At 73.6% G+C, this 26,609-nt stretch carries 25 protein-coding genes; 10 read left to right on the top strand and 15 right to left on the bottom strand.

What is annotated here, in order from left to right:
- Positions 1 to 69 precede the first annotated feature (69 nt).
- Complete coding sequence (locus ACFVGS_RS34215; protein WP_385696066.1) at positions 70 to 651, top strand: flavin reductase family protein; 582 nt, start codon at positions 70 to 72, stop codon at positions 649 to 651.
- 8 nt (positions 652 to 659) lie between these two features.
- On the opposite strand, the gene ACFVGS_RS34210 is transcribed toward ACFVGS_RS34215, so the two are convergent.
- The 3 genes from ACFVGS_RS34210 to ACFVGS_RS34200 all read right to left on the bottom strand — a co-directional run bounded on the left by ACFVGS_RS34210 (position 660) and on the right by ACFVGS_RS34200 (position 3,978).
- Positions 660 to 1,163, bottom strand: coding sequence for a hypothetical protein (locus ACFVGS_RS34210; protein WP_384420958.1), 504 nt, complete (start codon positions 1,161 to 1,163; stop codon positions 660 to 662).
- Between the two features lie 22 nt (positions 1,164 to 1,185).
- Positions 1,186 to 2,559 carry an MFS transporter gene (locus ACFVGS_RS34205; protein WP_384420999.1) on the bottom strand — a complete coding sequence of 458 codons (1,374 nt, stop codon included), beginning with the start codon at positions 2,557 to 2,559 and terminating at the stop codon, positions 1,186 to 1,188.
- A 132-nt stretch (positions 2,560 to 2,691) separates the two neighbouring features.
- Entirely contained in the window at positions 2,692 to 3,978 is a 1,287-nt protein-coding gene (locus tag ACFVGS_RS34200; protein ID WP_385696064.1) for an MFS transporter, read from the bottom strand.
- Positions 3,979 to 4,099: 121 nt separating this feature from the next.
- Between ACFVGS_RS34200 and ACFVGS_RS34195 the strand changes: the two genes are divergently transcribed.
- A complete protein-coding gene (locus ACFVGS_RS34195; protein ID WP_384420960.1) occupies positions 4,100 to 5,071 on the top strand; it encodes a GlxA family transcriptional regulator in 972 nt (323 codons plus the stop codon).
- On the opposite strand, the gene ACFVGS_RS34190 is transcribed toward ACFVGS_RS34195, so the two are convergent.
- A complete protein-coding gene (locus ACFVGS_RS34190; protein WP_385696041.1) occupies positions 5,038 to 6,252 on the bottom strand; it encodes an MFS transporter in 1,215 nt (404 codons plus the stop codon). The two genes, ACFVGS_RS34195 and ACFVGS_RS34190, sit on opposite strands and share 34 nt — an antisense overlap.
- A gap of 226 nt (positions 6,253 to 6,478) precedes the next feature.
- The gene (locus ACFVGS_RS34185) at positions 6,479 to 7,168 is read right to left on the bottom strand and encodes a TetR/AcrR family transcriptional regulator (protein WP_385696038.1); all 690 of its coding nucleotides are present in this window, start codon (positions 7,166 to 7,168) and stop codon (positions 6,479 to 6,481) included.
- 132 nt (positions 7,169 to 7,300) lie between these two features.
- Here ACFVGS_RS34185 and ACFVGS_RS34180 point away from each other — a divergent pair, with 132 nt between their 5' ends.
- Positions 7,301 to 7,888: a hypothetical protein gene (locus ACFVGS_RS34180; protein ID WP_385696035.1), complete on the top strand. Its 588-nt coding sequence runs from the start codon at positions 7,301 to 7,303 to the stop codon at positions 7,886 to 7,888.
- Positions 7,885 to 8,841, top strand: coding sequence for an NAD-dependent epimerase/dehydratase family protein (locus ACFVGS_RS34175; RefSeq protein ID WP_385696032.1), 957 nt, complete (start codon positions 7,885 to 7,887; stop codon positions 8,839 to 8,841). Before ACFVGS_RS34180 ends, ACFVGS_RS34175 begins: the two co-directional genes overlap by 4 nt.
- Positions 8,842 to 8,844: 3 nt before the next feature.
- Here ACFVGS_RS34175 and ACFVGS_RS34170 read toward each other — a convergent pair whose 3' ends face one another.
- Positions 8,845 to 9,894, bottom strand: coding sequence for a Zn-dependent alcohol dehydrogenase (locus ACFVGS_RS34170; protein WP_385696029.1), 1,050 nt, complete (start codon positions 9,892 to 9,894; stop codon positions 8,845 to 8,847).
- Complete coding sequence (locus tag ACFVGS_RS34165; protein WP_385696025.1) at positions 9,891 to 10,823, bottom strand: SDR family oxidoreductase; 933 nt, start codon at positions 10,821 to 10,823, stop codon at positions 9,891 to 9,893. The genes ACFVGS_RS34170 and ACFVGS_RS34165 overlap by 4 nt, the downstream gene beginning before the upstream one ends.
- Positions 10,824 to 10,925: 102 nt before the next feature.
- Here ACFVGS_RS34165 and ACFVGS_RS34160 point away from each other — a divergent pair, with 102 nt between their 5' ends.
- On the top strand, positions 10,926 to 11,852 hold the full coding sequence (locus ACFVGS_RS34160) for a cyclase family protein (protein ID WP_384420974.1): 927 nt from the start codon (positions 10,926 to 10,928) through the stop codon (positions 11,850 to 11,852).
- Positions 11,853 to 12,006: 154 nt separating this feature from the next.
- Here ACFVGS_RS34160 and ACFVGS_RS34155 read toward each other — a convergent pair whose 3' ends face one another.
- The 3 genes from ACFVGS_RS34155 to ACFVGS_RS34145 form a co-directional block, all read right to left on the bottom strand.
- Positions 12,007 to 12,459 (bottom strand): ATP-binding protein, encoded by a 453-nt coding sequence (locus tag ACFVGS_RS34155; protein WP_384420975.1) that lies wholly within the window; start codon positions 12,457 to 12,459, stop codon positions 12,007 to 12,009.
- Between the two features lie 342 nt (positions 12,460 to 12,801).
- Positions 12,802 to 13,686 carry an acyl-CoA dehydrogenase family protein gene (locus ACFVGS_RS34150; RefSeq protein WP_385696021.1) on the bottom strand — a complete coding sequence of 295 codons (885 nt, stop codon included), beginning with the start codon at positions 13,684 to 13,686 and terminating at the stop codon, positions 12,802 to 12,804.
- Positions 13,687 to 13,694: 8 nt separating this feature from the next.
- On the bottom strand, positions 13,695 to 14,828 hold the full coding sequence (locus tag ACFVGS_RS34145) for an acyl-CoA dehydrogenase family protein (protein ID WP_385696018.1): 1,134 nt from the start codon (positions 14,826 to 14,828) through the stop codon (positions 13,695 to 13,697).
- Between the two features lie 165 nt (positions 14,829 to 14,993).
- Here ACFVGS_RS34145 and ACFVGS_RS34140 point away from each other — a divergent pair, with 165 nt between their 5' ends.
- Positions 14,994 to 16,511: a class I adenylate-forming enzyme family protein gene (locus ACFVGS_RS34140; protein WP_384420981.1), complete on the top strand. Its 1,518-nt coding sequence runs from the start codon at positions 14,994 to 14,996 to the stop codon at positions 16,509 to 16,511.
- 78 nt (positions 16,512 to 16,589) lie between these two features.
- On the opposite strand, the gene ACFVGS_RS34135 is transcribed toward ACFVGS_RS34140, so the two are convergent.
- Positions 16,590 to 16,964, bottom strand: a complete 375-nt coding sequence (locus tag ACFVGS_RS34135) for an STAS domain-containing protein (RefSeq protein WP_384420983.1) — start codon at positions 16,962 to 16,964, stop codon at positions 16,590 to 16,592.
- A gap of 261 nt (positions 16,965 to 17,225) precedes the next feature.
- Here ACFVGS_RS34135 and ACFVGS_RS34130 point away from each other — a divergent pair, with 261 nt between their 5' ends.
- Both ACFVGS_RS34130 and ACFVGS_RS34125 read left to right on the top strand, forming a co-directional pair.
- Complete coding sequence (locus ACFVGS_RS34130; RefSeq protein ID WP_384420985.1) at positions 17,226 to 17,819, top strand: sigma-70 family RNA polymerase sigma factor; 594 nt, start codon at positions 17,226 to 17,228, stop codon at positions 17,817 to 17,819.
- Positions 17,816 to 19,165 (top strand): zf-HC2 domain-containing protein, encoded by a 1,350-nt coding sequence (locus tag ACFVGS_RS34125; RefSeq protein ID WP_385696013.1) that lies wholly within the window; start codon positions 17,816 to 17,818, stop codon positions 19,163 to 19,165. Before ACFVGS_RS34130 ends, ACFVGS_RS34125 begins: the two co-directional genes overlap by 4 nt.
- A gap of 60 nt (positions 19,166 to 19,225) precedes the next feature.
- Here the strand turns inward: ACFVGS_RS34125 and purU are convergent, their stop codons facing one another.
- A complete protein-coding gene (gene purU, locus ACFVGS_RS34120; protein ID WP_384420989.1) occupies positions 19,226 to 20,077 on the bottom strand; it encodes a formyltetrahydrofolate deformylase in 852 nt (283 codons plus the stop codon).
- A 138-nt stretch (positions 20,078 to 20,215) separates the two neighbouring features.
- Entirely contained in the window at positions 20,216 to 20,662 is a 447-nt protein-coding gene (locus ACFVGS_RS34115; protein WP_384421003.1) for a hypothetical protein, read from the bottom strand.
- A 193-nt stretch (positions 20,663 to 20,855) separates the two neighbouring features.
- Between ACFVGS_RS34115 and ACFVGS_RS34110 the strand changes: the two genes are divergently transcribed.
- Positions 20,856 to 22,160: an ABC transporter substrate-binding protein gene (locus ACFVGS_RS34110; protein WP_384421005.1), complete on the top strand. Its 1,305-nt coding sequence runs from the start codon at positions 20,856 to 20,858 to the stop codon at positions 22,158 to 22,160.
- A 31-nt stretch (positions 22,161 to 22,191) separates the two neighbouring features.
- On the opposite strand, the gene ACFVGS_RS34105 is transcribed toward ACFVGS_RS34110, so the two are convergent.
- Together ACFVGS_RS34105 and ACFVGS_RS34100 are read right to left on the bottom strand one after the other, a co-directional pair.
- Positions 22,192 to 23,460 (bottom strand): hypothetical protein, encoded by a 1,269-nt coding sequence (locus tag ACFVGS_RS34105; RefSeq protein ID WP_384420991.1) that lies wholly within the window; start codon positions 23,458 to 23,460, stop codon positions 22,192 to 22,194.
- Positions 23,461 to 23,985: 525 nt separating this feature from the next.
- The gene (locus tag ACFVGS_RS34100; protein WP_384420993.1) at positions 23,986 to 25,368 is read right to left on the bottom strand and encodes a transcriptional regulator; all 1,383 of its coding nucleotides are present in this window, start codon (positions 25,366 to 25,368) and stop codon (positions 23,986 to 23,988) included.
- A 331-nt stretch (positions 25,369 to 25,699) separates the two neighbouring features.
- Between ACFVGS_RS34100 and ACFVGS_RS34095 the strand changes: the two genes are divergently transcribed.
- The gene (locus tag ACFVGS_RS34095; protein ID WP_384420995.1) at positions 25,700 to 26,377 is read left to right on the top strand and encodes a bifunctional DNA primase/polymerase; all 678 of its coding nucleotides are present in this window, start codon (positions 25,700 to 25,702) and stop codon (positions 26,375 to 26,377) included.
- Positions 26,378 to 26,609: the final 232 nt, after the last annotated feature.

Below are 26,609 nucleotides of genomic sequence, written 5' to 3'. Positions count from 1 at the left end.
ACTGACAGCACGAGGGTTCCTATCTGACGTTCCGTCAGTTTCAATGGGGCCATGATGGGACACGCGGGGATGGCGGCCACCGCCGTCCGGTACCTGAGGTCGGCCGGGGCGCCAACGGCCGCGGAGGCGCTGCCGCGGCCCGCGCTGCGCGCGGTGCGGGACGACGAGCGGATGCCCGTCGATCCGGGCGAGTTCCGGCGGGTGCTCGGGCACTTCGCGAGCGGGGTCACGATCGTCACGGCGCTGGACGAGGACGGGCCCGCGGGCTTCGCCTGCCAGTCCTTCGCCTCGCTGTCGCTCGACCCGCCGCTGATCGCCTTCATGGTCGCCCGCACGTCGACGACCTGGCCGAGGATCGCCCGCGCCGGACGCTTCTGCGTGAACATCCTGGGCGCGGAACAGGGCGGGCTGTGCCGGGCATTCGCGGTGAGCGGCGCGGACAAGTTCGCGGGCGTGTCCTGGACCCCGGCCCCTTCGACGGGCTCGCCGCGCCTGCCGGACGCGCCGGCGTGGATCGACTGCGAGATCGCCGCGGTCCACACGGGCGGAGACCACCTCATCGTGGTGGGCCGGGTGGAGTCCCTGGGCGCGACGGAGGAAGCCGACCCGCTCCTCTTCCACCGGGGGCGGTTCGGGCGGTTCGCGGGCTGACCGACGGCCTACTCGCCGAGCACGCCCGCGTACAACCCGACGCCGCCGAGCGCGAAGACCGTCAGCACCGTGAGCGTGCCCCAGAGGAGCACCGAGACGAAGAAGCCCCTCCTGGCGCGGCGGGTGACCACGACCGCCACGGCCAGTGCGAGCGCACCCACGAGCCAGCCGCGCCAACCGGCGAGCGGCCACAGGAGGGCGCCTGCGGCGGTCGTGAGGAGCAGCTGCCACGCGAGGGGCCGGCTCTCGATCCGGCGGGCCAGGTCCTCGCCGAGGAGCACCGCCGGCAGCACGAGGACCGCGGACACCACGGCAGCGGCCAGCAGGGCGAGCACCGAGAGGAACGGAAGCGCCAGCAGCGTCAGTGCGCCGACCCACTCCTCACCCGGCTCCGGCTCCCTGGTCTCGCCGAACACCAGCCCCAGGACCAGCGCGAGCGCCGCCTCCAGAAAGAGCACCAGCATCGAGACCCGCAGCATCCGGGCCGCCGACCGTTCCTCCGAGACCGCCATGCGTCTCACCCCCCGGGTGTCATCATGCTCCTGCCGCCGCCACCGCTCCCGCCCGGGGCCGCCTGATCACCAGGGCCATCAGGGCCGCCGCCGCGCACAGGGCGCCCGAGGCGTACCAGACGACGTCGTACGAGCCGAAGACGTCGCGGGCCACGCCGCCCGCGAAGGCGACGGCGGCGGCGCCCACCTGGTGGGAGGCGAGGACCCAGCCGAAGACGATCGCGCTGTCCTCGCCGTAGTGCTCGCGGCACAGCGCGATCGTCGGCGGGACCGTGGCGACCCAGTCCAGGCCGTAGAACACGATGAAGAACAGCATCGGCGGGTGCACCGCCGGAGCCAGCAGCATCGGCAGGAAGAGCAGCGAGATCCCGCGCAGCGCGTAGTAGACGGCGAGCAGGCGGCGCGCCTCGAAGCGGTCGGTGAACCAGCCGGAGGCGACCGTGCCGACGACGTCGAAGACGCCGATGACCGCGAGGAGTCCCGCCGCCGCCTGGATCGGCATGCCGTGGTCGTGCGCGGCGGGCACGAAGTGGGTCTTGACCAGGCCGTTCGTCGAGGCGCCGCAGATCGCGAAGGTGCCGGCGAGCAGCCAGAACGGGCCGGTTCGGGCCGCCTTGAACAGGACGGTGACGGCGCGGCGCGCGGCGCCCGTGACGGGCGCGGGCTTCTCGGCGTAGTCGCCGCCGTACGGGGCCAGCCGCACGTCCGCCGGGTGGTCGCGCAGCAGCAGCCACACGAACGGGACGACCGCGAGCGCGGTCAGCGCCACCGTGACGGCGGCCGGGCGCCAGCCGTGGTCCTCGACCAGCCAGGAGAGGAGCGGCAGGAACACCAGCTGGCCGGACGCACCGGCCGCGGTCAGGATGCCGGTGACCAGGCCGCGCCGCGCCACGAACCAGCGGTTCGTGACGGTCGCGGCGAAGGCCAGCGCCATCGAGCCGCTGCCGAGGCCGACGAGGACGCCCCAGTACAGAACCAGCTGCCAGGGCTGCGTCATCCACACCGTGAGGAGCGAGCCGAGTGCGATCACGCTCAGCGCCACCGCCACGACCCGGCGGATGCCGAAGCGATCCATCAGCGCCGCCGCGAACGGCGCCGTCAGGCCGTAGAGCGCGAGGTTCACCGACACCGCGAAGCCGATCGTGCCGCGCGACCAGCGGAACTCGCCGTGCAGCGGCTCGATGAGCAGCCCGGGCAGGGAGGCGAAGGCCGCCGCGCCGACGATCGTGACGAACGTGACGGCGGCGACGAACCACGCACGGTGGATCCGGGTCCCCCGGGACGGGGTGGGGGACGGGGTGGGGACAGCGGCCGCGGTCCCGGCACGGGCCTGGGCCGCGTCCTCGTTGCGGGCTGAGGCGGGAGTCTCGCTTGTCTGGGTCACGTCACCCAGCATCCCGAGCGGCGCCACGCCCCACCATTGGCCCGGATGCCAGCTTTCCAAAGGATCGGGCCATGGGTCGGTCGTGGACTCCGCCTCGCCACAGCTCCAGCTCCAGCACCAGCCGCAGCCCCAGCGCCCGTACGACTACGACACCCGCGGCAGCGTCCTGATCGGGCGCACCGCCAGCAGCGCCGCCACCACGAGCACCGCGACGGCCGAGCCCGCGAGCAGCACCTCCTGCGCGCCGATCACCGCCGCCACCGGGCCCGACAGCGTCCGGCCGACGCCCATCATCAGCAGCGATCCGGCCACGTCGTACGCGTGCAGCCGGTTCAGCGCCTCCTGCAGCACGTGCGTCTGCACCGAGGTCGACCACATCACCAGCCAGAAGGCGAAGGCCGCGCCCGCGAGGAACGAGCCCGCGTGCAGCACCGGCACCGGCGCGCCCGTACCGAGCAGCAGCAGGTTCACCGGCAGGCCGAGCAGCGCGACCGCGCCCGCCGCCAGCGGGCGGACCGGCCGCAGCCGCATCGCGAGCAGGCCGCCGACGGCGCTGCCCGCGCCGTTGACCGCCATCAGGACGCCGTAGGCGGCCGCCCCGTGCTCCTCGGTGACCAGGCTCGCGGTGAGCGGCACCATCGGCCCGGCGACCGTCAGGCCGTACACGGTCCAGATCGCGATGACGCCCCACAGCCAGCTCCGCGCCCGGAACTCCCGCCACCCCAGCGCCATCTCGGACAGCAGCGAGCCACGCCTGACGCCGTCGGCCGGGGCCGGTGGGATCCGCATGAGGACGAAGCAGACGGCGCTGACGGCGAAGGTCGCGGCGTTGACGGTGAACGCCGCCGCCGCGCTCCACACGGCGACGAGCACCCCGGCGAGCGCCGGCCCCGCCATCGTCGTCAGCGCCTCGACGACGCGCAGGACGGCGTTGGCGCGCTGCACGTCCGGCGCGATGCGCGGGATGGTGGAGGCGACGCCGGGCTGGAACAGCGCGGCTCCGACGCCGCTCACGGCGGACAGCACGTACACGGCCCACAGCGGCGGGCTGCCGAGCGCGAACGTGACCGCGAGCAGCAGCGCGCCGGGCAGCCGCAGCAGATCGGCGGTGATCATCATCCGGCGGGCGGTGAAACGGTCGGCGAGGACGCCGCCGACGAGGACGAAGAGCGCGAAGGCGGCCGTCCAGAGGCCGAGTGCGTAACCGACGGAGGCGCCGGAATGCCCGGCGCCGAGGAGACCGGCCGCGAAGGCGACCGGGATCATCCCCTCGCCGAGGACGGCGACGGCCCGGGCGACGAAGAAGAGCCGGAAGTTGCGGTTCCAGAGGGTGCCCGGCGCGAGCGGTACGAGCGGCCCGGACGCTGCCGCCCCCGGCGCGAGCGGGCCCGCGGGCTGCCCCTGCTGCCCGGATCCTGGTACGGGAGTCACGGGAATCCGGTCGGCGGGCTCAGACTTGTACGTGGTGTCCTTGTACGTGTTGTCCGTCACGAGCAGACACACGTATCAGCACGGTGGTCTGGACCACCACTCTTTTACGGAGGGAAGAACTGTGCGGGCCCATCGCGTCGCCGTCCTCGCCCTGCCCGGCCTGCTTCCCTTCGAACTGGGCATCCCCCACCGGATATTCGGCCGCGCCAAGGACTCCGAGGGCCGGCCGCTCTACGAGACGGTGACCTGCGCGACCGCTGCCGGGCCCGTCCGGACCGACGCCGACTTCGCCGTGCACGTCGAGCACGGGCCGGAGGTCCTGGCCACCGCCGACACGGTCGTCGTCCCCGCCTCCTACGAGCTGGGGCCGGTGTACGAGGAGGGCCGGCTGACCGCCGAACTCGCCGCCGCCCTCGCGTACGTGCGGCCCGGCACCCGGCTCGTGTCCATCTGCACCGGCGGGTACGTCCTCGCCGCCGCCGGCTATCTCGACGGCCGCCCGGCGACCACCCACTGGGCCTCCGCCGACCACTTCCAGCGGCTCTTCCCGAAGGTCAGGGTCGACGCGGACGTGCTGTTCGTGGACGACGGCGACGTGCTCACCTCGGCCGGCGTGGCCGCCGGGATCGACCTGTGCCTGCACATCGTGCGCCGCGACCACGGCACCGCCGTCGCCAACGAGGTGGCCCGGCGTACTGTCGTGCCGCCCCACCGGGACGGCGGGCAGGCCCAGTACATCGCGCGGCCGCTGCCCGACCCGGGCACGTCGACCACGACCGCCGCCCGCGCCTGGGCGCTCGCCCACCTCCACGAGCCGATCCAGCTGCGCGACCTGGCGGTGCGGGAGTCGATGAGCGTACGGACCTTCACGCGCCGCTTCCGGGAGGAGGTGGGCGTCAGTCCGGGCCAGTGGCTCACCCAGCAGCGCGTGGAGCGGGCCCGGCACCTGCTGGAGTCCACGGACCTGCCGGTCGACCAGATCGCCCACGACGCCGGCTTCGGCACCGCCCAGTCCCTGCGGACGCATCTGCAGGCGGCGATCGGCGTGACGCCGACGGCCTACCGCCGCACCTTCCGCGCCGCCTCGGTCTGAGTCGTCTCACCGCCCTCGCGCGGCGGGATCCGGCGCTCGCCCCAGACGCCCAGCGCGGTCAGGAACACCGTCAGGCCCACCCCGCACAGGATCGCCGTCGACGGCGCGACGACGTTCAGCAGTCCTCCCGCCAGGGTGCCGCTCGCCGCGTACCCGGCGCCGACGGCCGCGTACATCACCGAGTACCCGGCGGCCAGGGCCCCGGGCGGCAGGACCTGACGGAGGGCGAGGTTGCGGGTCAGGCCGGCGGGAGCCTGGAGCAGGCCGGCCGCGGCGAGCGCGACGGCGATGCCGGCGGTCGACGGCAGTACGGCGGTCAGGGCGACGCCGGCCGTGACGCCGGCGAGCAGCACGGCGGACTGGACCGGCAGCCGGCCGGGCCAGGAGCCGCGGAGTCCGTACGCGAAGGCGCCGACGGCCGAGCCGACGGAGAACCCGGCGAGCAGCGGCCCCGCCCAGCCGACGGCGATGTGCCGCTGTTCGAGCAGGGCGGGCAGGATGAGTTCGGCGAGCGCGAGCAGCGTGAGTCCGGCGGCGCCCGTGACGTACACGGGCCAGGCGCGCAGCAGCACCCGCCGCATCGACTCCCCTTCCTGCGGCTTCTCCGCCGCCCAGCCGTACGGCAGCAGCCAGAGTCCCGCCACGGAGAGCGCCATGAGCGCGGCCTGCAGCAGCAGCGGTACGACGGGCTCGACGCCGAGGGCGAGACCGGTCGTCAGCGCGGGCGCGGCGGCCCAGATGGCGAAGGTCAGGACGGACTCCATGCTCATCGCCTGGGTGACGGCCCGTTCCGGGACCAGGCTGGTGAGCAGGGCGCGCATGCCGCCGGGCGCGGCGGACGGGCCCGCGCCGGCGAGGAAGGCGAGCGCGCCGAGCAGTACGGGGTGGGCGCCGCCGCCGGCGGCCCCGAGCCCGCCGAAGGCGGCGGCGCCGACCGCGAGGCCGACGGCCAGCTGCGGCCGGGCCCGCTCGGCGTCCATCCGTACGCCGAGCACGGGCGCCGCGACGATCTCGCCGACGACGTACGCGGCGGCGAGCACCGCTCCGAGGGTGTAGCCGCCGGGCTGCTCCCGTACGAGGAAGACCAGCGCGAGCGGTGCCATCGCGACGGGCAGCCGGGCGGCCACGGAGACGGCCGACCAGGCGAGGACGGGGCGGGTGGCGAGCTCACGGTAGGACATGGCCAGGACCGTAACCGCCAACGCCCCTGCGGCTCACCGGGTTTACCCGCCGGTGATGCTTGAGGGCCTGAGGATTCCGGGGCAGGGTCCGAGCTCCGGCCCCGGCCCGGCCCCGGCTGCGGGAGCCGGGTGCCGAGAGCCGAGAGCCGGGAGCGGGGACTCGCGAGCCGAGAGCCGAGAGCCGGGACTCGCGAGCCGCGAGCCGAGAGCCGGGATTCGCGAGGCGTCAGCGGTCCGCGCGCGCCGCGATGCCGTCGAGGACCCGGTCGAGTCCCCAGGCGAACTGCTCGTCGGAGACGAAGGTTGCGATCGTGTCGGCGGCCTCGGCGGTGCGCGGGTAGCGGTCGGCGGGCACGGCCCGGAGCTGTGCGCGGCGCGCCCGGACCCGCTCCGCTGCCGGCGGGGCCGGTGCGGGCGAGGGCAGTTCGGCGGCTTCCAGCGCGATCGCTCCGAGCACCTGCACGATCAGCAGGTAGGAGGCGCGGGCGGCCTCCTCCCGGTCGAGCCCGGCGTCCGCGAGCGCGGTGAGCAGGGCTTCGCCGAGTGCGAGCGCGTTCGGCCCGTCCATCGGGCCGGACAGCAGCAGGTTCACCGCTCCCGGGTGGACGAGCAGGCGCCGCCTGAGGTCGGCGGCGAGCGCGTGGATCCGGTCCCGCCAGGGCGTGTCCCGGGAGGCGAGGGCGGCGAGGTCGGTCTCGCCGAGCAGGTGCTCGACCACGGCGCCGATCACGGCGGCGCGGTCAGGGAAGTAGGTGTAGACGGCGTTCGGGGCGAGTCCCAGCTCGCCGGCGATCCCCCGGATGCTCACCGCCTCGGCCCCGCCGGCCCCGAGCAGCCGCATGGCCGCCGCGACGACCTCGTCCTCGCCGACCGCCCGCTTCCGGCCCCGCCTCGCCGCCGGCGCGCCCTGTGTCATGCGTACGCCTCCTCGTCCGTCCTCGTCTTCCGGGGCCGCCCCGGTGCATCAATGAACCCCTTGCGAGCCATTTTTGCACGGCGTACATTAATTTATTAACTGCACGGCGTACAGAAATTGGAGGTGGTTCCCGTGCGCGTGCCCACGCGCCCCGCACTGCGCGCCTGGATCCGGTGGACGGCCGGTTTCCTGGCGTTCCCGGTCGCCGGTCTGGCCGGCCGCGCGGTCGCCGGTCCGGTCGACGGCCCGACGAGCGCCCTGGTGGGCGGGCTCGTGACGGGGGCGGTCATCGGCGCCGGGCAGGCCCTGGCCTCGTCCGGACGCCTGCGGTGGCCGCACTGGTCCGCGGCGACCGCGGCGGGGAGCGGACTCGGACTCCTGCTCGGTTCCGCGCTGGTCGGTCATCGCACCGACCTCGGCTCGCTGGCGCTCATGGGAGCCGTCGAGGGCGTGCTGCTCGGCGTGGCCCAGGCCGCCGCCCTGCCCCGCCGCACCGCCCCGCGGCCCTGGCTCTGGGCCGTGGCGATGCCGGCCCTGTGGGCGGCGGGCTGGACGGTGACCACGCTCGCGGGCGTCGGCGTGGACGCGCGGTTCACGGTCTTCGGCGCCACCGGCGCTCTCACCTTCTCCGCTCTCTCGGGCGTCCTGCTCCACGGGATCCTTCCCGTCGCAGCCACCACTCCCACCCGCACTCCCACCCCCAGCGAGGTCGACGCATGAACCGCACCGGTACCCCCCGTCACGTGATCTTCGGCTCCGGCGCCGTGGGCACGGCCCTCGCCGAAGCACTCGTACGCGACGGAGAGTCCGTCCGCGTCGTCAACCGGTCCGGCCGCGCGGACGTCCCGGACGGCGTCGAGGTGGTCGCGGGCGACGCGGCCGATCCCGCGTTCACCACCGCCGTCGCGGACGGGGCGGCCGTCGTCTACCAGGCGCTGAACCCCGCGTACCACCGCTGGACGCAGGAGTTCCCCGCACTCCAGGACGGTGTGCTCGCCGCCGCCCAGGCGGCCGGTGCCCGGCTGGTGTCGATGGACAACGTCTACACGTACGGCGCGCCCGCGGGCCGCCCGTTCACCGAGGCGAGCCCCGACGCCGCCACCACCCGCAAGGGCAGGCTCCGGGGCGAGATGGCCCGGCGGCTCCTCGCCGCACACCGGGCCGGGCGCGTGGAGGTGGCGATCGGCCGCGCCTCCGACTACTTCGGACCGCGCGGCGGCAAGCAGTCCAACCTCGGCGACCTGGTCTTCCCCGCCCTCCTCGCCGGCCGCACCGCCACCGTCCTCGGGGATCCGGACCAGCCCCACACGTACACCTTCGTCCCCGACATCGGGGAGGCGCTCGCCCTCCTCGGCCGGCACCCCGACGCCGCCGGCCGCGTCTGGCACCTCCCCAACGACCCGCACACCCGCACCACCCGCGAGCTCGTCGACCTGGCCCACCGCGCCACCGGCCGCCCGGGCGCCGCCAGGCTGCGCCGGATGCCGACCTTCGCCCTGTACGCGATGGGCGCGGTGAACCGTACGGTGCGGGAACTGATCGAGATGCGGTACGAGTTCGAGGAGCCGTTCGTCGTGGACTCGACCCTCGTCCGGGAGCGGCTGGGTGCCGTCGCCACCCCGGTCGAGGAGGCGCTGGAGCGGACGGTGGCGGCCTACCGCGCGGCCTCGTAGGCCTCAGAACGTGAGCACGCCCCGCGCCACCTTCCCCTGTTCCATGTCCTCGACCGCCCGCGCGAAGTCCTCCACGGGGTAGGTGGTGGTGACGAGTTCGTCGAGGAGGAGGCGGCCGGAGCGGTACAGCTCGGCGTAGAGGGCGATGTCCTTCTGGGGGCGGGAGGAGCCGTAGCGGCAGCCGAGGATCGCCTTGTCGAGGAACATCGCGGCGGGCAGGAAGCTCGCCTCGGCCTTCGGCGCCGTCATGCCGAGCAGGATCGCCTGACCGTGCCGGTCGAGCAGGTCGACGGCGGCGCGGACGAGCGCGGTGTGTCCGACGCACTCGAAGACGTGGTCGGCACCGGTGGGCAGGACCTCCCGTACGGCGTCGGTCGACGCCAGGAAGTGCGTGGCGCCGAACTGCCGGGCCGGACCCTCCTTCGCCGGGTTGGTGTCGACGGCGACGATGGTCGTCGCGCCCGCGATCCGGGCGCCCTGGATGACGTTGAGGCCGATGCCGCCGGTGCCGATGACGACGACGGTCTCGCCGCGGTCGACCCTGGCGCGGTTGAGGACGGCGCCGACGCCGGTGAGGACACCGCAGCCCATGAGGGCGGCGGAGGTGAGCGGGATGTCGGCGGGGATCCTCACGGCCTGGACGGCCTTGACGACGGTCCGCTCCGCGAAGGAGGAGTTCGAGGCGAACTGGAAGAGCGGTGTGCCCGCCCGGGAGAAGGGCTGTCCGGGCATGCCGATGGCCTTGCGGCACATCGTGGGCCTGCCGCGGTCGCAGTCGGCGCAGGTGCCGCAGTTGGCGAGCGTGGACAGGGCCACGTGGTCGCCGGGGGCGACGTGGGTGACGCCCGGTCCGACGGCCTCGACGACTCCGGCGCCCTCGTGCCCGAGGACGACGGGCGGCGGGAAGGGGATCGTGCCGTCGACGACGGACAGATCGCTGTGGCACAGCCCGGCGGCCGCGACGGCGACGAGCACCTCGCCCGGGCCGGGTTCGCGGACCTCCAGGTCGTCGACGACCCGGACCTGCTTCCCGTCGAAGACGACGCCCCTCATGATCCCTCCTCCTTCCGGGAGTTCGGGCGCTCACCGGAGGCCGCCGCGCGGGCCATCTCCTCCAGCTGCCGGAGCATCGGCATCGGGTCGGTGCCCACCGTCCCCGGCAGGAAGTCGGCGATCCGCTCCGGCGTCCACGCCCCGCCCTCCGCGTAACCGGCGCGCAGCTCCCGTGGCTGGGCCCAGACGGCGATCTTGGGGCCGGCGATCGTGTAGACCTGGCCGGTGATCCGCTCCGCCTTCGCGCGGTCGGAGAGCAGGTAGACGACGAGCGCGGCGACGTCCTCGGGCTCGCCGATCTCCTTGAGCTCCATGGGCACGTTGGCCGACATGCGGGTGCGGGCGACCGGGGCGACCGCGTTCGCCGTCACGCCGTACTTGTGGAGCCCGAGGGCCGCGCTGCGGACCAGGGAGATGATGCCGCCCTTGGCCGCCGCGTAGTTGGCCTGGGCCACGGAGCCCTGGTGGTTGCCGCTGGTGAAGCCGATGAGCGTGCCCGCGCCCTGGCGGCGCATCACGGCGGACGCGGCACGGAAGACGGTGAAGGTGCCCTTGAGGTGGGTGGCGACGACGGGGTCCCACTCCTCCTCGGACATGTTGAAGAGCATCCGCTCGCGCAGGATGCCGGCCACGCAGACGACGCCGTCGATCCGCCCGTACTCGGCGAGGGCCACGTCCACCAGGCGCTGCCCGCCGGCCATCGTCGAGATGTCGTCGGCGACGGCGACGGCCGCGCCGCCGGCCGCCTCGATCTCCTTCACCACGGACGCGGCGACCTCGCTCGTCGGCTCGCCGCCCTCGACGGAGACTCCGTAGTCGTTGACGACGACCCTGGCGCCCTCGGCCGCGCAGGCGAGGGCGACCGCGCGGCCGATCCCCCGGCCCGCTCCCGTCACGGCGACGACCTTCCCTGCCAAGAAGTTCCCCACGCCCGGCCCCTTCCCGCGCTTTCTGACGGTCCGTTAGATTCGTGCGTCGGCAGGATTCTACGGCCCGTCAGATACCGGAAAACAAGACCTCGGAGGCGCCCGATGTCACTTCCCGTCGAGTTCCACGACATCGCCAAGCGCGTCAACAACTGGGGGCGCTGGGGCCGGGACGACGAGATCGGCACCCTCAACCTGATCACCGACGAGGTGGTACGGGAGGCCGTCGCGACCGTCCGCAGCGGCCGGCGCGTCCCGCTCGCCGTCGACCTGAAGCAGGACGGCGTGCAGACCGGCATGATCCCCGGCCGGGTCAACCCGCTCCACGTCATGGTCCAGATCAACCAGGAGCTCTTCGGCCCCGGCACCGTCGCCACCAGCGACGACGCCGTGACCATGGGGCTGCAGGCCGGCACCCACTGGGACGCCCTCACCCATGTCTCGCACTCGGGCCGGATCTACAACGGCCGCCCCGCCGCCACCGTCACCCCCCACGGCCGCTCCGAGTTCAGCGGCATCCACACCGCCCGGCACGTCGTCTCGCGCGGTGTCCTGCTCGACGTGGCGGCGGCCAAGGGCGTGGACCGGCTGCCCGGCGACCACGCCGTCACGCCCGAGGACCTCGACGAGGCGGCGGAGTTCGGCGGGGTGACCGTACGGTCCGGGGACGTCGTGCTCGTGCGCACCGGGCAGATCCAGGCGTACCTGGCCGGTGACCGGCACGGCTACGCCTTCCCGTCGCCCGGGCTCTCCGTCCGTACGCCCGAGTGGTTCCACGCCCGTGACGTGGCGGCGGTCGCCAACGACACGCTCACCTTCGAGATCTTCCCGCCGGAGATCGAGAACCTGTGGCTGCCCGTGCACGCCCTCGACCTGGTCGAGATGGGGATGCTCCAGGGGCAGAACTGGAACCTGGAAGAGTTGTCCACAGCCTGTGCACAAGAACGGCGGTACGCGTTCCTGCTGTCCGCCATGCCCGAACCGTTCGTGGGCGGCACGGGGACGCCGGTGGCGCCGGTGGCGGTGCTGTAGGGAATTCCGCGGGTGGCGGCGCACTCGCGCGCGCCCCGAGCACGGCACGACAGCCGCCACCCGTCACGACCCGCGCTCGTCGAGGGGCACGGCCCCTCGACTCCCCTCGCAGAACGAATCGCTCACCCAAGGGTGATCAATTCACCACGAACCGTCAACAGGGCACCCATGAGGGTGACACCCCGGCGCCCTGACCGGGGCCGGCACCCGGCCCGGCGGCCGGCGCCCGGTCGACCTCGCACCAGATGCTCTTGCCGGTGCCCTCGCGCTGCCAGCCCCACCGGTCGGCGAGGCCGTCCACCAGCTCCAGGCCGCGGCCGTTGGTGTCGTCGCCGTCCGCGTGCCGTGGCCGTGGCGGGCGGTCGCTCGCGTCGGCGACCTCGACCCGCACCCCGGCGCCGCCGAACAGCATCCGCAGCACGGCCGGGCAGCCCGTGTGCACCACGGCGTTGGTCACCAGCTCGGAGATGAGCAGCACCAGCGTCTCCGCCAGCGGCTCGTCGTCCCCTATGCCGGACCCGGCCAGCCGCGAACGCGCCCATCGCCGGGCCCGCCCCACCTCCGCCGGGTCGGGCCCGACCTCCAACTGCACCTGAAGCACCTGCACCGTTCACACCATCCGAACCGGCGGACACACCTTTACGGAACGTGATTCCCTTGTGAGACAGCATGGTTGACGTACAGTCACCGCAACAAGCGCTTCGGGCATATTCCAGCGCGAAGGAGTACGCATGGTCCATACTGTGCGACGCATGCCGCGAGGAGTCGAACGCGGGGCGCGAGCGGCGGGCATTCCCCTGCCCGGAGCCACCGCGTCGGCGGCACCGGCGCGATCCGGGCCCACAAGCACTCGCATCCCACGGAGCGTACCGGAGCACAGGGCCGGCTCCGGCGCGTGACGACCCCCGCGCAGGACACAAGACGATATCGACGCTGCGTGACGCGGGCACTACATCTCCCTCTGTGCGGCGGCCTGGAGCCGGGCCGCCACCAGCTCCTCCGCCGCCGCTCCCGACAGGCCGCGCTCGGCCCGCACCCAGGCCCGTTTCAGATGCAGGTGGACGTCGGCCTCCCAGGTGAAGCCCATGCCGCCGTACACCTGCAGGCAGTCGCGGGCGCCGTCCACGGCGGCCTCGTCGGCGAGCAGCCGGGCGCCGGCGATCTCGACGGGATCGGCGGTGACGGCGGCGGCGTAGACGGCGGCGCGGGCGAGCTCCGTCCGTACGAGCATCCGCGCGCACAGGTGCTTGACCGCCTGGAAGGCCCCGATGGGCCGCCCGAACTGCTCCCGGGTGCGGGCGTACGAGACGGCCAGCTCGGTCGTGCGGCCGGCGGAGCCGAGCTGCTCCGCGGCGGTGAGCAGCGACGCCTCGTCCCCGGCGAGGGCGGCGGAGGGCAGCCGGTGCAGCGGCGTCAGGGGGTCGACGGACCGGATCGGGACGGCGCCCTCGGCCTGGCCGAGCACCACGTCGGCGGCGTCCAGCCACTCCACGAGCTCCCCGTCGGCCCGGGTGACCACGGTCTCGCCCTCCGCCGCCCCGGGCACCTCGCCCGCCGCGAGGTGCGTGGCGATCAGCGGGCCCGGCAGGAGCGCCCGGCCGGCCTCCTCGAAGAGGAGCACGGCCTCGGGCAGCCCGAGACCGACCCCGCCCGCGTCCTCCGGGAGCCGGAGCGCGAAGAACCCGGCCGCGCCGAGCTCGCGCCACAGGGCGCGGTCGAGGACGCCGGCCTCGTCCACGGCCGCCCGCAGCGCCTCGCGTCCGAAGCGCCGGTCGAGCAGTTCCCGTACGCCCCGCCTGAGCGCCTGCTGGTCCTCGGTCGGTCGGAAGTCCACGGTCGGTCTCACCGGCCCTTCGGCAGGCCGAGGATGCGCTCGGCGACGATGTTCCGCTGGATCTGCGAGGTGCCCGCGGCGATCGTGTACGAGAGGGAGGACAGCCGGTCCAGGTTCCACTCGCGGCCGAGGTCGAGCGCGTCGGGACCGAGGACGGCGGCGGCCGTGTCGTACAGCTCCTGGCGGGCGTGCGAGTAGCGCAGCTTGAAGACGGAGCCGCCGACGCCGGGGACGCCGCCGGTGGCCTGGGCCTCGCTGACGTTCCACTGGGTGAGCCGCCACAGGGCCTGGAACTCGGCGCCGAGGCGGCCCAGGCGGCGGCGCAGCACGGGGTCGTCCCAGCGGCCGTTCTTCCGTGCCGTGCGGGCGAGTTCGCCGAGGACGCGGCGGCAGGCGACGACCTCGCCGACGAAGGCGGTGCCGCGCTCGAAGGAGAGGGTCACCATGGTGACCCGCCAGCCGTCGTTCTCCTCTCCCACCCGGTTGGCCACCGGCACCCGCACCTCGTCGAGGAACACCTCGGCGAACTCGGCGGAGCCGGCGAGGGTGCGCAGCGGCCGGACCGTGACGCCGGGCGCGTTCATGGGCATCGCGAGCCAGGTGATGCCGCGGTGCTTCGGTGCCTCGGGGTCGGTCCGTACGAGCAGTTCGCACCAGTCGGCGACCTCGGCGTGCGAGGTCCAGATCTTCTGGCCGGTGACGACGTACGCGTCTCCGTCGCGCACCGCCCTGGTCCGCAGCGAGGCCAGGTCGGAGCCGGCCTCGGGTTCGCTGAAGCCCTGGCACCACACCTCGTCGCCGCGGAGCACGGGCTCCAGCCAGCGCTCCCGCTGCTCGGGCGTGCCCTCGGCGGCGATCGTCGGGCCCGCGTGGAGGAGGCCGACGAAGTTGGCGCCGACGTAGGGCGCGCCGGCGCGTTCGGTCTCCTCGAGGAAGATGAGCCGCTGGGTCGGCGAGGCGTCCCAGTGGACGTGCCCGTAGCCGGCGTCGTAGAGCCGTCGCTGCCAGCCGCAGTCGTGGGCGCGCCGGCCGGGCCAGTCGAGCGGGTCGGGCCTGGGCGGCAGGGTGGGCAGCTCGGCGGCGAGCCACTCCCGCAGCCGGGCGCGGAAGTCCTCCTCCTCTTCGCTGTAGGCGAGGTCCATCGGGAGGTGCCCCCTTCGCCGGCCATCCGTTTTCTGATGGATCGTCAGTTCTGGCTGCAGCCAGGCTAGCCCGCGACCTCTGGACCGACAAGGAGCGGCCCCTTACGCTCTCGGCACGAACTGACGCACCGTCAGAAATGCTGCGTCAGAAATGCTCCGCCAGGAATGGAGACTCCGGTGACCGCGACCGAAACCGCACAGGCCCTGGGCGCGTCCCGCACCCTCTGGGAGCTCGTCGAGCGCCGCGCCGCACTCACCCCCGACCGGCCCGTCCTCCTCCAGGGCGACCGCACCCTCACCTTCGGCGAACTCCGCGACCGCGCCGAACGCTGCGCCGCCGGCCTGTACGGCAGGGGCGTGCGCCCCGGCAGCGTCGTCGCCTGGCAGCTGCCCACCCGCATCGAGACCGCCGTGCTGTCCTTCGCGCTCGCCCGCCTCGGCGCCGTGCAGTCCCCCGTCATCCCGTTCTACCGGGACAAGGAGGTCGGCTTCGCGCTGCGCGAGTCCGGCGCCGAGTTCTTCGCCGTTCCCGGCGTCTGGCGCGGCTTCGACCACACGGAGATGGCCCGGCGGCTCGGCGCGCGCGGGGTCTTCGAGGCGTACGAGGACCTGCCCGACGGCGACCCGGGCGTCCTCCCCGCGCCGCCCGCCTCCGGCACCGACGTCCGCTGGATCTACTGGACCTCGGGCACGACCTCCGACCCCAAGGGCGTGCTGCACACCGACCGTTCGCTCCTCGCCGGCGGCTCCTGCCTCGCCCACGCCCTCCACCTGAGCGCCGAGGACGTCGGCTCGATGGCCTTCCCGTACGCGCACATCGCCGGGCCCGACTACACGGTCATGCTGCTCCTGTACGGGTTCCCCGCCGTCATGTTCGAACACTTCGCGCTGCCCGACGCGCTCGACGAGTACCGCAGGCACGGCGTCACGGTGGCCGGCGGATCCACCGCCTTCTACTCGATGTTCCTCGCCGAGCAGCGCAAGCGGCCGGGCGAGCCGATCATCCCGACCCTGCGGCTCCTCGCCGGCGGCGGCGCCCCGAAGCCGCCGGAGATCTACCACGCGGTGGTGCGGGAGCTGGGCTGTCAGCTGACCCACGGCTACGGCATGACCGAGGTCCCCATGATCACCATGGGCGATCCCGGCGACACCCCGGAGAACCTGGCCACGACCGAGGGCCGGCCGCCCGCCGGGATGGAGATACGCATCGCCGAGGGCGGCGAGGTCCGGCTGCGCGGCGAGGCGGTCTGCCGCGGCTACCTCGACCCGGCGCAGACCGCCGCCGCCTTCGACGAGGAGGGCTTCCTCGTCACGGGCGACGTGGGCCGGCTCACCGACAGCGGCCATCTCGTCCTCACCGGCCGGCTGAAGGACGTCATCATCCGCAAGGGCGAGAACATCTCCGCCAAGGAGATCGAGGACCTCCTCCACGAACACCCCGGCGTCGGCGACGCCGCGGTCGTCGGACTCCCGGACCCCGAGCGCGGCGAGCGCGTCTGCGCGGTGGTCGAACAGCCCCCGGGCGCCGAGCCGCTGACCCTGGAGGCGGTCACGGCCTTCCTGCGCGAGGCCGGACTCTCGGTCTTCAAACTGCCGGAACAGCTGGAGGTCGTGGAGGCCCTGCCCAGGAACGAGACGCTGCGGAAGGTGCTCAAGTACAAGCTGCGCGAGTGGTACGCGTAGCCGCGCGCCGAACCCGGCTCGGACCGACAAGGCCCGGACCGACAAGGCCCCGACCGACAGGGCTCAGGCCGACGGGGCTCACGCCGACAGCGGTTCCGCCGTGTCGTCGAGCGCGGCCGGGACGTCCTCGTACACCTCGAAGAGGCGGCGGACGCCGAGCGCGGCGAGGACCCGGTTGACGTGCGCGCCGTCCTCGGCGCCGCGGGCGGGCAGGATCAGCCGGAGACGGCCGCCGCAGGACCGCATCAGCCGGCGCGCGGCGACGAGCACGCCGACACCGCTGGAGTCGCAGAAGCGCACCGCCGAGAGGTCGAGGACCACGTCGTGACGGCCGCCCGCGACCGCCGCGTGGAGGCGTCTGCGGATCAGCGGGGAGGTGACCAGGTCCAACTCCCCGCTGATGCGCAGCACGGTCCACGGTTCCTGCTCGTCCTCGTCGACCTGGATCGTCACGAGCGGCGCCTTTCAGACATCGGGACACGCGAACGAGCCAAACGGAGCCCGCCCTTCCTGTGCCCTCCCGCTGCCCGCTCGCGGCGCTCCGAAACCCCTGGACGTCGGCTTGGCGCTTTCCTTACCATCCGGCGAACCGTCAAGGGCGCACTTGCGGCAAAGAGAAGTGCGCCGGGTCCGGGCGCATTACTTTGGGAAGGGAAATCGGGTCGGGAAGGTCATCGGGCAGGCCGTCGGGCAAGGTCGTCGGGAGGGTGTCGCATGGCGACGAAGGACACACCGCCACGCTGGGACCGCAGGATGCAGCAGCGGCTGGCGCGCGGTGAGGCCGCCGCCCTCGGCGAGCTCTACGACAGGTTCGCCTCCCTCGTGCACAGCCTGGCCCACCGCGTGCTCGACGACGACGACGCCGCCGACCAGATCACCCGCGAGGTCTTCGGCTACATCTGGGAGAACCCCGACGCCTACGACCCGAAGCAGGGCAACATGCGCTCCTGGGTCGCCCGGCTCACCCAGCGGCAGGCCGTGCACCGACTGCGGCAGGCGGAGGCGGTGGCCTTCGCGGAGCGCGGCGAGGGCACGGCGGAGGAACTGGAGCAGAAGGTGCGCCGGGCCTCGGTCGCTGCCCGCGCCGACTACATCGTGACGTCCATGCCCACTCCGCTGCGACAGGCCCTGGAGCTGGCCTACTTCCAGCGCCGGGACTACCGGCAGACGGCGGCGGACCTCGGCGTGACCGAGGACGAGGCACGGCGCCGGCTGCGGCTCGGGCTCCAGCTTCTCTCGACCGCCAACACCCGCCCCCTGGAAGGCTCCTCGCCGCCCGGCACCGGCGGCTACGGACGGTCGCTGTGACCGGGGCGAACGACGATCCCGAGGAGATCGCACGCGCTCCGCGGATACCGGGCCCGCGCCCGGCGGCCGACGACCACGCGGACCTGACCCCTCCGCCTGACCCGTCGCCGTTCGCCGCGTCCTCTCCCTTCGCCGACGACGTCTACGGGGACGGCCCGCGCGCGAAGGCACCCGGGCCCGAAACGGCCCCGGAAGTCCCGGCCGCCCCGGAAGCACCGGAAGCCGTGGAAGCCCTGGAACTGCTCGACCTGCCCCACCGGACCCTGAAGTCGCTCCTCGGCGCGTGGGCCCTGTCCGCCTGCTCGCCCGAGGAGACCCGGACCGTCGAGGCCCACCTCACCGAGTGCGCCCCGTGCGCGGACGAGGCGCTGCGGCTGCGCGACGCGGTCGGGCTGCTGCACGCCGAGCGCGACCTCGACCTGGACCCGCTGCTGCGCTCCCGCGTCCTGGAGAACTGCCTGGGCCGCCGCCCCGCCCGTATCCCGGTGCCCGCCTGGGCTTCGCCGTACGACGCGGAGACCGCCCGGCTCGACGCGCTGCTGCGCGACATCGGCGAGGCGGAGTGGCACGCGCCGGTGCGGCTGAAGTGGTTCGAGGGCGAGCGCGCCGTGAACCGGAAGACCACGGTGGCCGGCGTGATCGGTCATCTGCTGGCCGTGGACGGTCTGGTGGCGGCCTCGCTGGGTCTGGACGACCCGCTCGGCGCGGGCATCGCGGAGCTGTCGCCGGCCGAGCGGACCGAGGCGTACTGGAAGGCCTCCGCCCGGCCGCCGACCCGTACGATCCGCGAGCCGTGGCGGGACCAGAGCCACACCCTGATCCGGACGGTGTCCTTCGCCGGACGCGGGGTCGCCGACCTGACCGTCACCTACGGGGACTTCGCCCTGCCGCTGCGGGACTCGCTGCTGGAGCGGGCCTTCGAGTGCTGGGTGCACGCGGACGACATCGCGAACGCGGTGGCCTACCCGTACAACCCGCCGAGCGGCAGCCATCTGCACGGCATGATCGACCTGGCCGCCCGGCTCCTCCCGGCGGCCCTCGCCGACCGCCGCCGCCTGGGCCTCGCGGCCCCGGCCCGCGAACTCGTCACGGCCGGCTCGCCCGGCCGCTCGCTCCACCTGGAGATCGAGGGCGCGGGCGGCGGCCACTGGTACATCGCCCTGGACTCGCCCGCCGCCCTCGGCTCCCCGGACCACGCGGTGGCCCAGGTCGCGATGGACGGCGTCGAGTTCTGCCAGCTCGTCGCGGGCCACGTACCGCCGCAGGACGCGGCGGCGGGCCAGGACGGCGACCGCGAGGCGATCCGCGACGTGCTCTTCGCGGCGGCCTCGCTGAGCCGGATGTAGCGCGGGCCCGCGCGAGGACGAGAGCCGGGGGAGGACTCAGGGCTGCGCGAGGACCAGGGGCTACGCGAAGACGACCGTACGGCGTCCGTTCAGGAGGATGCGGCGCTCCGCGTGCCACTTCACCGCGCGGGCCAGCGCCTGGCACTCGACGTCGCGGCCGATGGCGACGAGCTGGTCGGGAGTGACCTCGTGGCCGACGCGCTCGACCTCCTGCTCGATGATCGGGCCCTCGTCGAGGTCGGCGGTCACGTAGTGCGCCGTGGCGCCGATCAGCTTCACACCGCGGGCGTGGGCCTGGTGGTAGGGCTTGGCGCCCTTGAAGCTCGGCAGGAAGGAGTGGTGGATGTTGATGATCCGGCCCGACAGCTGCTTGCACAGGTCGTCGGAGAGCACCTGCATGTAGCGGGCGAGCACGACCAGCTCGACGTCCTGCTCGCGGACCAGGTCCAGCAGCTCCGCCTCGGCCTCGGGCTTGTTCTCCTTGGTGACCGGGATGTGCCGGAACGGGATGTCGTACGAGGCGACGAGCTCGGCGAAGTCGGTGTGGTTGGAGACGACCGCGACGATCTCGACCGGCAGCGCGCCGATCCGCGAGCGGAACAGCAGGTCGTTCAGGCAGTGACCGAACTTCGACACCATCAGCACGACGCGCATCCGCTCGTCGGCCCGGTGGATCTGCCAGTCCATCGTGAAGGAGTCGCCCACCGCGGCGAAGCTCGCGCGGAGCTTGTCCACGGTGACGGGGGCCTCGGCCGAGAAGTGGACCCGCATGAAGAAGAGACCCGTGTCACGGTCTCCGAACTGCTGACTGTCCTCGATGTTGCATCCCGTGATGAAGAGGTAGCTCGACACGGCGTGCACGATGCCCTGCTTGTCGGGGCACGAGAGGGTGAGGACGTACTGGTCGGTCATTCGCCTAGCCTGCCACACCCGGAGGACGCGAAAGCCGCCTCGTCCGTCACGCGGACATCACGGGGACACCAGGCGGACGCCGGGGGACACAGGCGGACGTCGGCGGGCATCAGCGGACGTCGGGCACCTCGGCGGGTGTCAGGCGGAACGGGTCATGATCCGGAGCACTTCCAGCGAGCGCGGCGGGACGTCCGGGTCCTCGCCGTCCGCCGTCGCCATGCGGACGTGCGCCTCGCGGGCGGCCCGCACGGCCTCCGGCCAGCCGTGGTGCTCCAGGTACGCGGAGACCGGGGCGTCCGCGCCGACCTGGTGCATGATGCGCAGCACCCGCAGCACGGCCACGTCGACCAGAGCGGCCTCGCCGGAGTCGCGGAAGATCGTCCCCACGTACTTCTCGGCCGACCAGCTGTCCAGCCAGGTGTCCTCCACCAGCCGGTAGACGGCGTCGGTGACGTCGCCGAACCCCTCCTGGCCGGCCAGCCAGGTCGTCTCGTGGAACTCCGGGTCCGAGAGCATGTGCAGCGCGGAGCGCACGTTGGCGCGCCAGCGCCACCACGGCATGTCGTTGAGCGGCATGCCGCCCATGGTGGAGGAGCGGCGGGCGCGACGGGAAGAGTTCATCGAAGGGGAGGTGGTGGCGGACACCGTTCGATCGTACGTTCCGCCGCCGACAGCGCCCTTTCCGGCCCCGGCCGACCCCCGTAATTCACCTTCACGTCACCCCGCGTTGATCCTCGCTCACTGTCGCGTTACCCGTGGGGCGGAATTGTGCATGCCCATGACCGGTAGGCGACTTTCCTCACTCCTCGCGTACGTCACGACAGCGGCGACCGGAGCGTCGCTGCTCACCGGCTGCGGCGTACTCCCTGGAGCCACGGGGGGCTCCAGGGAGCCCGTCACCGTCATGACCTGGGCGCCCGACCAGACCCGCGCCACCAACATGCCCGGAATGCCCGCCATGGCCCAGGCCTACGCCCGCTGGGTCAACGCCAACGGCGGCATCGACGGCCACGAGCTGCGCGTCCTCACCTGCAACGAGCAGAACACCAACGCCGGCGCCGCCGCCTGCGCCCGTCGCGCCGTCCAGGAGGGCGCCGTCGCGGTCGTCGGCTCCTACAGCCAGTTCGGCCGCGCCTTCATGGCCCCGCTGGAGGCCGCCGGCATCCCGTACATCGGCGGCTACGGCATCTCCGAGGACGAGTTCACCAGCTCCCTCTCCTACCCCGTGAACGGCGGCCAGGCCTCGCTCATCGCGGGCCACGGCATGCAGCTCGCCGCGAACTGCCGCAAGGTCTCCCTCGTCCGCCCCGACACCATCGCCGGTGACAAGCTGCCCGACCTGCTCAACTCCGGCCTCCGCAAGGCCAGCCACAGCGGTGCCGTCGACATCCCGGCGGTCGAGGACGCCGCCGAGTACACCGCGTCCGCGAGCAAGGCCCGCACCAAGGCCGGCGCCGAGGACGGCTGCGTCACCGCCGTGCTCGGCGAGCGCACCCAGACCTTCTTCGACTCCTTCCGCCGACTGCCCGGCGAACGGAACGACTCCGACGGAACGTCCGACGCGAAGTCCGGCGACGGCGAGGACGACGGCGGCACCGTGCGGATCTCCTCCGTCCTCGGCAGCGTCGGCCAGCCGCTCATCGACCGCTCGGGCGGCGCCCACAGCCCCTTCGAGGGCGCCTTCGTCACCGGCTGGTACCCGGACGCCGACAACAAGGCCTGGGAGCCGATGAAGCAGGTGATCAAGGAGCACGCCTTCGTCGACAACCGGGTCGACCCGGCGGACGCGGGCGTGCAGACCACCTGGATCGCGTACACCGTCCTCAAGCAGGTCATCGAGTCGCTCGACAGCGACTCGGTCTCCTCGCTGCGGATCAGCCACGCCCTCGACCAGGGCACGAAGATCGACACCGGCGGCCTCACGCCACCGCTGCGCTGGCGCTACGACGACCTGCTGGGCGCGCGCGACTTCCCGCGGATCGTCAACCACGACGTGACGTTCCAGGTGGTGCGCCAGGGCAAGCTGGTCGCACAGAAGCCGGGCTTCGTCGACGTCGGCGAGACGGTCCTGACCGCGCCCTGACGGCCGGGACCCGCGGGGCGCGGCCGGCCGTCTACAGCTGGGTGTAGGTGCGCTTCGGCAGTCCGTACGTGGTGGCGGTCGGGTTCCACAGCCCGGCCGCCTGCTTCTTGGCGGCCGTCGCCTCCTGGCTCTTCTTGTCGCCCTCGTTGGTGTGGCTGGTGTTCCGGGCGCGGCCGTCCTTGCACACCTTCTTGTTGCTCTTCGCCTGGTCCGCCCAGGCCGCGTAGTGGTCGTCGGCGGCGGCCGAGGCCTGCCAGGCCTTGACCAGGGCGGCGGACAGGGCCGTGTGGTCCGGCACCTTGTCCACGCTCAGCGACTGGAGACGGGTCACCAGCTCGCGCCGCTGCTTCGCCGCGCCGCGCAGATCGCTCGCCGCCTGGTCGAGGTTGTCGCACTGCCGGATCGACGAGACGGCGCGGATCACCGCGTCGCGGCTGTTGTTGCTGTCCGCGAGGAGCTTGTCGAGCTCCTTCGCCTGCTCCTCGGCCGGGTCGGCGGGCTTGTCGGTGGCACCGGCGGAGGGCGCGGCGGAGCTGGCGGCCACGGTCCCCGCCTTGTCGCCCGTCTTCTCGCCCTTGTCGTCGTCACCGCCGCTGAGCAGCGCGCCCGCGCCGAGACCGACCACGGCACACCCGGCGACGACGGCCGCGATCAGCGCGACCGGCGACTTGCGGCGGGGCGGCTCGGGCTCCTCGTAGTAAGCGTCCTGGTAGCCGTACGACTGGTGCTGCTGGGCCTGCTGCGGGTGATGGTGCTGCGGCGGCTGCGGCGGCTGGTAGTGCTGCTGCGGCCCGGGAGCCGGTGCGGGCGGCGCCTGGTGCTGCGGCGTCTCGCTGCGGAACAGGTTGTCGAAGTCCGCGAGCGGCGGCCGCTCCGGCTGCGCCTGCTGCGGCGGTACGGGCGCCATGTACTGGGTCGCCTGGGCGTCCGGGCCCCCGACCGGCCCCGCGACGGGCGGGAGGTACTGCGTCTGCGCCTCGGCCGGCGCAGCCACGGGCGGGATGTACTGGGTCGCCTGCGCGTCCGGCCCCTGCGGCACGGGCGCCTGCGGCGGCACCGCCCCGAGGTACTGCGTCGCCTGCGAGTCCGGCTGCGGATAGCCGTAACCCGGCTGCGGGGCGGCGGGCGGCGGGTAGCCGTAGCCCGGCTGCGGTCCCGGCGCCGCGGCCGGCGGCTGCGGCGGGACCGGCGGCAGGTACTGCGTCGCCTGCGCGTCCGAGGGGCCACCAGGGGTCACCTCAGGGGGGAGGGGCTGAGCGGCCGGATACTGCTGCTCCGGCCCCTGTCCGCTGTGCGTCACCGGGACTCCTACTGATGGACCTACGGAATCGTCGGCTCACGCTACCGGGTGCGCCGGGCGGCCCGCACACACGTGTGACACAGGTGTGACGTTCGCCGCTGCACCGCGTGCCCCACGCCGCGTACGGCCCGACAAGGCGCGTGGTCCCCCGCCGCGTACGCCCCTCGACGCGTCCGCCCTCACGCCATGCGCAGCCTCCCGAAGACGCGTGGTCTCCCGCCGCGTACGCCCTCTCGACGTATCCGCCCTCGCGCCATGCGCGGCCTCCCGAAGGCGCGCGGCCTCGCACCCCGTACGGCCCTGCGGCGCATCCGTCCTCACGCCATGCGCAGCCTCCCGAAGGCGCACATCCTCACACCCCGTACGGCCCCGCGGCGTGTGCCACCTCACGCCGTGCGCGGCCTCCCGAAGGCGCGCGGTCCCTCGCCGCGTACGCCCCCTCGACGCGTCCGCCCTCACGCCGTGCGCAGCCTCCCGAAAACGCGTGGTCCCACGCCCCGTACGGCCCCCGCGGCGTGTGCCACCTCACGCCGCGTGCAGGTCGAGCCGGGCCCCGAACTCCCGTACCGCCGGCTCCCCCGCGTACGGCTCCAGGCGCTCCTTCAGGTCGCCCAGGTACTCCGCGCCACGGGAGGAGCGCAGCGTCGAGAGCAGTTCGAGCGCGCGGGTGCCGGTCTGGCAGGCCTGTTCCACCTCGCGTTGCTGCACCTGCGCCGCGGCGAGCAGCGCGAGGCCGATCGCCCGCCGCCGGGCCCGGCTCTCCGGGTGTCCGGCGAGGGAGCGCTCGGCCGCCCGGGCCGCCTCCCGTGCCTGCCCGAGGTCCCGGTGGCAGTGGGCCAGCTCGTCCGACAGGTACGCCTCGTCGAAGTGGGCGATCCAGGTCGGGTCGTCGCCCGACTCGGGCTCGGCCGCGCCCAGGGCGTCCTCGGCGAGCGCCGCGACCCGGCCGAAGGCGTGGGCGTCGCCGAGCAGCGCGTGGCCGCGGGCCTCGGCCGCGAGGAACATCGCCTCCGCGCGCGGCGGCACCTGGCCCCGGGCGCCCTCCTGCGCGGCCCGCGCGAGCTGCGCGATCTCCCGCGGGTTGCCGAGCTGCGCGGCGAGGTGGCTCATGGAGGCGGCGAGCACGTAACCGCCGTACGCCCGGTCGCCGGCGGCCTGCGCGAGCCGCAGCGCCTGGATGTAGTAGCGCTGGGCGAGCCCCGGCTGACCGGTGTCGACGGCCATGTACCCGGCGAGTTCGGTGAGGCGCGCGGCCGCCGCGAACAGCTCCCGCCCGACCGCCTCCCGGTAGGAGCCGGAGAGCATGCCCGACACCACGCTGTTGAGGTAGTGGACGACGACCGGCCGGACGTGGCCGCTGCCGAACTGCCGGTCCAGGTCGACCAGGGCGGTCGTCATCGCCCGTACCGCCGCGACGTCCGAGGCGCCGACCCGCGCCCCGGCGGACCGCGCGACCAGCGGGTCGGCGCCGGTGATCAGCCAGTCCCTGCTCGGTTCGACGAGCGCGGACGCGGCGACCGTCGAGCCGGACAGGAAGTCCCGCCGCCCCACGTCGCTGCGCCACAGCTCGCAGACCTGCTCGATCGCGCCGAGCACGGTCGGCGCGAACTGGAGGCCGACGCCCGAGGCGAGGTTGCGGCCGTTGGCCATGCCGACCTCGTCGATGGTGACCGTGCGGCCGAGCTTGCGGCCGAGCGCCTCGGCGATGATGCCCGGCGCCCGGCCCCGCGGCTGCTGGCCGCGCAGCCAGCGGGCCACCGAGGTCTTGTCGTAGCGCAGGTCGAGGCCGCGCTCCGCGCCGACCATGTTGACCCTGCGGGCGAGGCCGGCGTTGGAGCACCCGGCCTCCTGGATGAGCGCCTGGAGCCGTTCGTTGGGCTGGCGTGCGACGAGTGGCCTGGCTGCCATGGTGACTACCCCCTGAGGCCGGTGCGGTGATCGACTGGCTGATCACTGCCCGGCGGATATCCGGTCAATGCAGATGTGAACACGCGAAACCGGACACGTCGGTCGCACGGCCGCGAGTCGAACAGGGCGGAACACAGCGGAACACAGCGGCACAGAGCGAATCGGAGCGGCACGGCGCCGACGCCCCCCGTCCGTGTCTACCCGCCCGCCGCTTCCCGGCCCCACGCGCGCCCCCGCCCGTGCACCCGTGCGCCCCGCATGCAGGATCGATGCGTCACACCGCTCGCCGTGACGCCCGTAACCCCAGGTGGCGGCGGGAGTTGAGTTCGACGTGGAAGAGACCATCGGAGTCACGGAAGCCGCACAGATCCCCAAGCAGCGGGGCGAGCTGCTGCTGGACAACGCCGTGCGGTACGCGGAAGAGCGGCACTGGGACGTGTTCCCCGGGACCTGGCTGGAGGCGGTCGAGGGCAGGGAGCGCTGCTCCTGCGGCGCGGAGGCGTGCCCGTCGCCCGGCGCCCACGCGGCCCGTCCCGACTGGTCGACCCAGGCGACGGGCAGCGCCGTCGGGGCCCGGCGGATGTGGTCGAAGCAGCCGAAGGCGTCGATCCTGCTGCCGACCGGCCGTACCTTCGACGCGATCGAGGTGCCCGAGTCGGCCGGCTTCCTCGCGCTGGCGCGGATGGAGCGGATGGAGCTGACGCTCGGCCCGGTCACCTGCACGCCCGACCGCCGGATGTTCTTCTTCGTGCTGCCCGGCGCGGCGGCCAAGGTGCCGGACCTGGTGCGCAAGCTGGGCTGGGTGCCGTCCTCGATCGATCTGACCACCCGCGGCGAGGGCTTCTACGTGGCGGCGCCGCCGACCCGGGTCGGCGGCTTCGGGGCGGTGCAGTGGGCCCGCAAGCCCACGCCCGCGAACCGCTGGCTGCCCGACGCGGAGGAGCTGATCAGCCCGCTGGCGTACGCGTGCGGCCGGGAGGCGGCGGACGCGCGGTCACGTCGGCAGTGAACGAGCCGTCCTTCCCGCTGGATTCAGGCAATGTGGCCGGAAGGAGCTCAGCCGTAAGGTGGTCCTCGACTGTACGGGGACAACCGAAGGGTTGACGGAACATGATGCCTGACCAGGCATACGACGGAGAGTTCGCGGCGGCGGGGGGGGGGGCCGGGGGGGGGGGGGGCCCCCCCCCGGGCCGCCGGGGGGGGTATTAAAAAAAAAAGGAAGCGGCCGCAGGTTGGGGTTG

This window comes from Streptomyces sp. NPDC127114, assembly GCF_042677525.1.
In the GTDB taxonomy this organism is placed as follows: domain Bacteria; phylum Actinomycetota; class Actinomycetes; order Streptomycetales; family Streptomycetaceae; genus Streptomyces.
The sequence above is the reverse complement of the archived record's forward strand: the minus strand, read 5'-3'. Positions and strand labels throughout refer to the sequence as shown.